This window comes from Pseudoxanthomonas sp. LjRoot204_2 (assembly GCF_056175765.1).
Genome location: NZ_JBGFFG010000205.1, coordinates 1 through 5,950 on the forward strand (window position 1 = coordinate 1; position 5,950 = coordinate 5,950).

The 5,950-nt window shown below is 68.4% G+C and carries 5 protein-coding genes; 1 reads left to right on the forward strand and 4 read right to left on the reverse strand.

The features are described from left to right. The 4 genes from murD to AC04L7_RS10865 all read right to left on the reverse strand — a co-directional run. The coding region (gene murD / locus AC04L7_RS10850) for a UDP-N-acetylmuramoyl-L-alanine--D-glutamate ligase (protein ID WP_475512990.1) at nucleotides 1-1,221 on the reverse strand (1,221 nt) is incomplete at its 3' end. Then, entirely contained in the window at nucleotides 1,202-2,557 is a 1,356-nt protein-coding gene (gene murL / locus AC04L7_RS10855; RefSeq protein WP_475512991.1) for a UDP-N-acetyl-alpha-D-muramoyl-L-alanyl-L-glutamate epimerase, read from the reverse strand. The genes murL and murD, both read right to left, overlap by 20 nt. After that, nucleotides 2,554-3,048, reverse strand: a complete 495-nt coding sequence (locus AC04L7_RS10860; protein WP_435999909.1) for a hypothetical protein — start codon at nucleotides 3,046-3,048, stop codon at nucleotides 2,554-2,556. Before AC04L7_RS10860 ends, murL begins: the two co-directional genes overlap by 4 nt. Then, nucleotides 3,032-5,662, reverse strand: a complete 2,631-nt coding sequence (locus AC04L7_RS10865) for a bifunctional aspartate kinase/diaminopimelate decarboxylase (protein WP_435999911.1) — start codon at nucleotides 5,660-5,662, stop codon at nucleotides 3,032-3,034. Before AC04L7_RS10865 ends, AC04L7_RS10860 begins: the two co-directional genes overlap by 17 nt. Before the next feature lie 87 nt (nucleotides 5,663-5,749). On the opposite strand from AC04L7_RS10865, the gene AC04L7_RS10870 reads away from it, so the two are divergent. After that, nucleotides 5,750-5,950 (forward strand): PhzF family phenazine biosynthesis protein (locus tag AC04L7_RS10870; protein WP_475512992.1); only part of this gene is annotated, 201 nt, incomplete at its 3' end.

Here is a 5,950-nt window from a genome sequence, read left to right on the forward strand (position 1 = left end):
CGTCTCCACGCCGATCAGCGTGAACCCCGCCTCGCTTGCCACGGGCGCCAGCAAGGCGTGGATGCGCGGGCCGTTGGCGCCCATCGTGATGATGGTGGCCGGCGCGTCGTGGCGCATGTGCGAAGCGAAATCGGACCAGTCCACCCCACGGTCGTGCCCGCCCACCAGCAGCGCGATGCGCCGTCCGGCGAAGCACTCCAGCGCGGCGAGCGTGGCATGCGGCGTGGTGCTGATCGAATCGTTGACCCAAGTGATGCCGTCGCGCGTGCCCATCGCCTGCAGGCGGCTGGGCAACGGACGGAACGACTGCGCATGCGCCGCCAGCGGCAGCGCATCGATGCCCCGCGCTTCCAGTGCGGTCAGCACGGCGCACAGGTTGCTGCGGTTGTGGCGTCCCGGCAGCGGCAGCGGGCGGGTGTCCATGACGAACACGTCGCCGCGATACAGGTCGTCCTCGCGCAGGTGCCAGCCCTCGGCATGATTGAACCAGCGCACGTCACTGCGCGGCAGCTCAAGCGCAGCCAGGCGAGGATCGGCGGCATTGAGCACGGCGATGCGCGGGTGCGCGCCGGTGACGAGCTTCAGCTTGTCTTCGATGTAGCGCGCTTCACTGCCGTGCCAGTCCAGGTGCTCGGGAAACAGGTTCAACACGATCGCCACGTCCGGGCGTGCGCCACTGTCGGCGACATCGCCGGTCTGGTAGCTGGACAGCTCGATGGCCCACTCGTCCGGTGCCGGCCGCGGATCCAGCACTTCGAGCATCGGCAGGCCGATATTCCCGGCCAGCACCGTGCGTCTGCCTGCCGCGCGCAGCAGGTGCGCCAGCAACGAGGTGGTGGTGCTCTTGCCCTTGGTGCCGGTGACGCAGAACGTGTGCGCGACCACGCYGTCGGCGCCCGCGTGTTCGCCGAACCACAGGCCGGTGCCGCCGATGAAACGCGTACCTGCGCCCGCCGCAGCCACCGCTGTGGGCGTGTTCGGGCTGATCCCGGGCGACTTGATGACGATCTCGAACGCCGACAAGCGTTCGGTGGTCACTTCGGTTTCCATCGAGAGCAGCGGATCGCCCAGCGCCGCGGCCTCTGCGGCTTCCTGCGCGTTGCAGAACAGCGTCAGCGGCAGCGTGGGAAGCCGCGCGCGCACCACGTGGTGGGCGGCGCGACCTTCGCGCCCCCACCCCCACAGTGCGACACGCCGTCCCTCAAGCTGCGAAATTTGCACGCAGGCGCTCCCACAGCGCAGCGGGGATGCGGTGCTCGCCGCCGATCTCGAGCAACGGCGCCACGGCCAGTTCCGATGCATCGAGTTGCGGGCGGATCTCGCGGTTGAAGCGCGCGACGATCACGTCCTCGCGCCATTCAGGCCGGTCACCCAGCGTCGCCATCGCCGCGCGCGATTCCTGGCCTTCGCCGACGCACTCGAACGGCTTGTGGTCCTGGTACTCCAGCAAGGCGTCGAAGCCGCCCGTCTGGTTGGCGTCATCCAGGAGGTTGCGTCCGAAGATGCCGACCAGGCGCGGCTTGGGCATGAACGGCGCCAGCGCGAGGAATACGAAGTGGCACTTCGGGCACACACCGCACCAGCGGTTGGTGGGGCGTTCGCCGAGCAGGTGGAAATTGYGGTTGCAGCTTGAGAAATGCGCGTCGTAATGATCGGTGCGGGCGAACTGCCGCGCCACCGCGAGCTCCGACAACGGACGCAGCAGCGAGTAGTACTGCAGGTCGGCGGCCACGTGCGACTGCACGTGCGCGCCGAACGCGCTCTCGAACGCCCAGCCCTTCGACCACTGGTGGTTCACCTCGCCGGTGCCCGGGATCATGCTGCCGTAGCTGGCCGAGCGCTCGTTCGAGAACACTACCTGGTCCACGCCGTGCAGCAACGCCGCCAGCACCATGATTGCCGAGTTGATCGCGGTGACCGGGATGTGCCCGTTCCACGCGCCCTGGCGGTTGTATTCGAACAGTTCCGGCGCCAGCGCGCGGCCGATGTTGAGCGTCGACAGGCCCGTGCGCGCCGCGCAGGCCGCGATCAGCTGCGAACCGCCGATCCAGGTGACGGTCTGCTCGATGCCGGCACCGCGGAGCGCCTCGATGCTGACCAGCGAGTCCTTGCCGCCGCCGATGGCGACCAGTGCGTGTTCCTGCAGACCCGCGGCGGGTGCCGCGGCCTGCGCCGGCGCACCCACCGGGAACCGCACGCGGCCATGCAGGCTCAGGCCGTTGCGATAGGCAAACTCGCCCAGCCCATGCACGTAGACCTGTTCCATCAGCACGGCCGTGGCCGCGTCGATCGCGTAGCCATCGATGCGGATCTCGTTCGGCACCGCCGCCTTGTAGTAGCTCACGCCGGTGACCAGGTGCAGCAGGCGCACGGCGTGCTCGACCGCCTGCGCACGCGTGGCGTCCAGCGCGAACGGCGCGCCCGGTACGGTCACCGTCTCGGTCAGCTCCGGACCGTCGTCGAAGGCGTACACCAACCGCGCGACGCCGGTCTCCGCATCGAAGGAACAACGGACGAAACGGAAAGTGCGGATGCTGGATTTGTCGAAAGTCGTCATGCGTGATCCGGGGAAAGTGCGGCCCGTCGGCGCAGGTAGCGGCGGCAGGCGAAATATTCGATAGCGAACAACGGCGCAGCGCCGAACACTGTCGCGAGCAGCGAGCCGTAGAAGACGAGGACCGGCAGCCAGGCCAGCGCCTCGTCCGATCCGCCTGGGTGGCTGGCGGTCAACGAGTCGATCGCGATCGCGGTGACCGCCCAGGCGGACAGCGACAGCGGAAACAGCAGCAGCACCACCAGCAGCAGGCGCAAGGTCATGCCGCCCGCCTTCCAGCGTTGGCCCGCGCGCTGCGCACGCGCCTGCCATCGCGTGACGAACCAGGCGCCCAGCCCGACCGCCAGGAGTGCAGCGGGCGCAAACCGCAACGCCGCCGTGAACTCGGCGACGCCAGGCATGCGGCGATCCACATCCATCAGCACCACCACCGCGATGCTCAGCAACGCGGCGGTCAGCAGGCTGGACAGGACGAACTCAGTGCGCGGCGACATCGCCAAACACCCCATCGATCACATCCTCCGCCGGCAAGCCGCGCAGGTTGTAATGGCTGGCCATCACGAACCCATACGCGCCGGCGTCGGAGAACAGCAGCACGTCGCCCTCGGCCGTCGCGGACGCGAGCTTGCGGCGCTTGCCGAAGATGTCGCTAGATTCGCAGATCGGGCCGACCACGTCGAACGGTTCCTGTTCGGTGTCTTCCAGACGCGACAGGTTGGTCACGTCGTGCCACGCGTCGTACAGCGCCGGGCGGATCAGCGTATGCATGCCCGCGTCGCTGCCCACGCGGCGGATGCCGAGCTTCTCCACGACCTGCGTGACGTGGGCCAGCAGGACGCCCGACTCGGCGACCAGGTAGCGGCCCGGCTCGATGACGAGCTGGTACGCCGGGTACGCAGCCTTGATCGCGGCCAGGCCCTCGCCCCACGCCGCCAGGTCGAACGGCTCGTCGCCTTCGGCGTAGGGAATCGGCAGGCCACCGCCGATGTCGATCGTCTCGATGGTGCCGATCTGGTCGGCCAGTCCGCCGAGCTCATCGGCGATCTGGTTCCAGTGCTGTGCGCTTTCCACGCCGCTGCCCAGGTGCGCATGCAGGCCGACGACGCGCACGTCGATCGCGCGGGCCGCTGCGAGGAAGGCCTCCAGCTTGGCCAGCGGCAAGCCGAACTTGGACGTCTTGCCGCCAGTCTTCACCTTGTCGTGATGGCCGTCGCCGCGCCCCAGGTCGACGCGCAGCCACAGGCGGCGACCACGGAAGATCTCGGGCCATTGCTGCAGCGCCTCGACATTGTCGAGGGTGACGTTGATGCCCCGCTCCAGCGCGAATGCGTACTCCTCGCGCGGCGCGAAGCTCGGCGTGAACAGCACTCGCTCCATCGGCAGCGCAGGCGCGATCTCGAACACGCGCTCCAGTTCGCCGCGCGACACGCACTCCAGGCCGAATCCTTCTTCCACCAGCGCCCGCAGGATGGCGGGATGCGAATTGGCCTTGATCGCGAAGAAACGATGATCGACGGCCGTGATCGCGGCCAGCGCGCGGGCACGGGCGCGGACGATGTCCAGGTTGTAGGCGTAGCGCGGCGTGCCGGCCCGCGCCAGCGACAGCAGCCGTTCGCGGGCGGCAGGCGCACTCCACCAGCGCACGCCGCGATGGCGGACCGCGCCGTTGATCTCCCGCCAGCTGGGACCGAACACGCTGGCCTCCTCGACGGGCATGGCGCCGCTGTCGATCAACGCCTCGTGCAGCAGCGGCAGCATGCCGTCGGCATCAGCCTCGTCGATCACGAAGGTCAGATTGAGGTCGTTCGAAGACTGCGAGATCAGGTGCACGCGCTCGCGGCCGAACATCGCCCACACATCGGACAGCTTGTGCAGCAGCGACCGCATGCCGCGCCCGACCAGGGTGATGGCCGTGCACGGCGCGATCACCTTCACCCGGCAGATCTCCGCCAGGTCGGCCGACAGCGCGGCCAGCACGTCGGTGTTCACCAGGTTTTCGCTGGGGTCCAGCGACACGGTGACGTTGGTCTCCGACGAACCGATCAGGTCCACCGAAAGACCATGCTTCTTGAAGCGCGCGAACACGTCGGCCAGAAAGCCGACCTGCTGCCACATGCCGATGCCTTCCATCGAGACCAGCACGATGCCGTTGCGGCGGCTGATCGCCTTCACGCCCGGCACGGTCAGGGCGTTGCCGTCGATGGTGGTGCCCGGCAACTCCGGCCGCTCGGTATCGAGGATGGCCATTGCCACACCGGCATCGCGGCATGGCTTGATCGAACGCGGATGCAGCACCTTCGCGCCGGTGGTCGCGATTTCCTGCGCTTCGTAATAATCCAGTCGCGTCAGCAGGCGCGCATCGGGCACTTCGCGCGGATTCGCGCTGAACATGCCGGGTACGTCGGTCCAGATTTCCACGCGCTGCGCACCGAGCAGCGCACCGAAATACGCGGCGGACGTATCCGAGCCGCCGCGGCCGAGGATGGCTGTGCCGCCATCGGCGTGCCGCGAGATGAAGCCTTGCGTCAGCAGCATCGTCGTCGGTTGGCCCGCGAACGCGCGGCGCCAGTCCTGGTCCGGCGCGGTGTTGCACGACACCGACAGCCGCTGCGCCCACGGGCTCTGGTTCGGCAGGAAGTTCGCCTGCAGCCAGTGCCGCGCGTCGACCCAGCCGAAATCCAGTCCCTGCGCGCGCAGGTAGGCCACGCCAAGCGTGGACGAGAGCAGTTCGCCCTGCCCCAGCACCTCGGCCTGCCAGTCGAGCGCGCGGCTCGCGGCGCGCGGATCGGTCAGCAGGTTGCGCAGTGCCGCCAGGCGGTCGCCGAGCACGGCATCGGCGTCCAGCTCGAGCTCCGAGAGGAATTCCCGATGGCGCTGTTCCAGTTTCGCCACGCGTTCCGCGCTATCGGCCGCGCCGTCGGCGATGGCGGTCAGCTCGTTGGTGACGCCGGACAACGCCGACACCACGACCAGCACGCGCGCGCCCTGTTCGTCCGCCCGCTGTTTTGCCAGTTTGCCGATCGTGTCCCAGCGATGGCGACGCGACACCGAGGTGCCGCCGAACTTGAGGACGATCCAACGATCAGACGCAGGCGTGGCAGAAGGCATGGATAGAATGACGGGGAATGCCCGAACCCTTCGGGCGTGAACCGTCGATTCTAGCCCAAGCTCCCGCGCGCGACCGGACCGTACCGCATGCAACGAACCTCACACCGCTATCTGCAGGTCGACGTCTTCGCCGACCGCCCCGGCGCGGGCAATCCGCTGGGCGTCGTACTGGACGCCGGTGGATGGGACACGGCGCGCATGCAGGCGTTCGCCGCCTGGACCAATCTGTCGGAGACGATCTTCTTCCTGTCCCCGACCACCCCAGACTCCAGCTACCGCATCCGCATC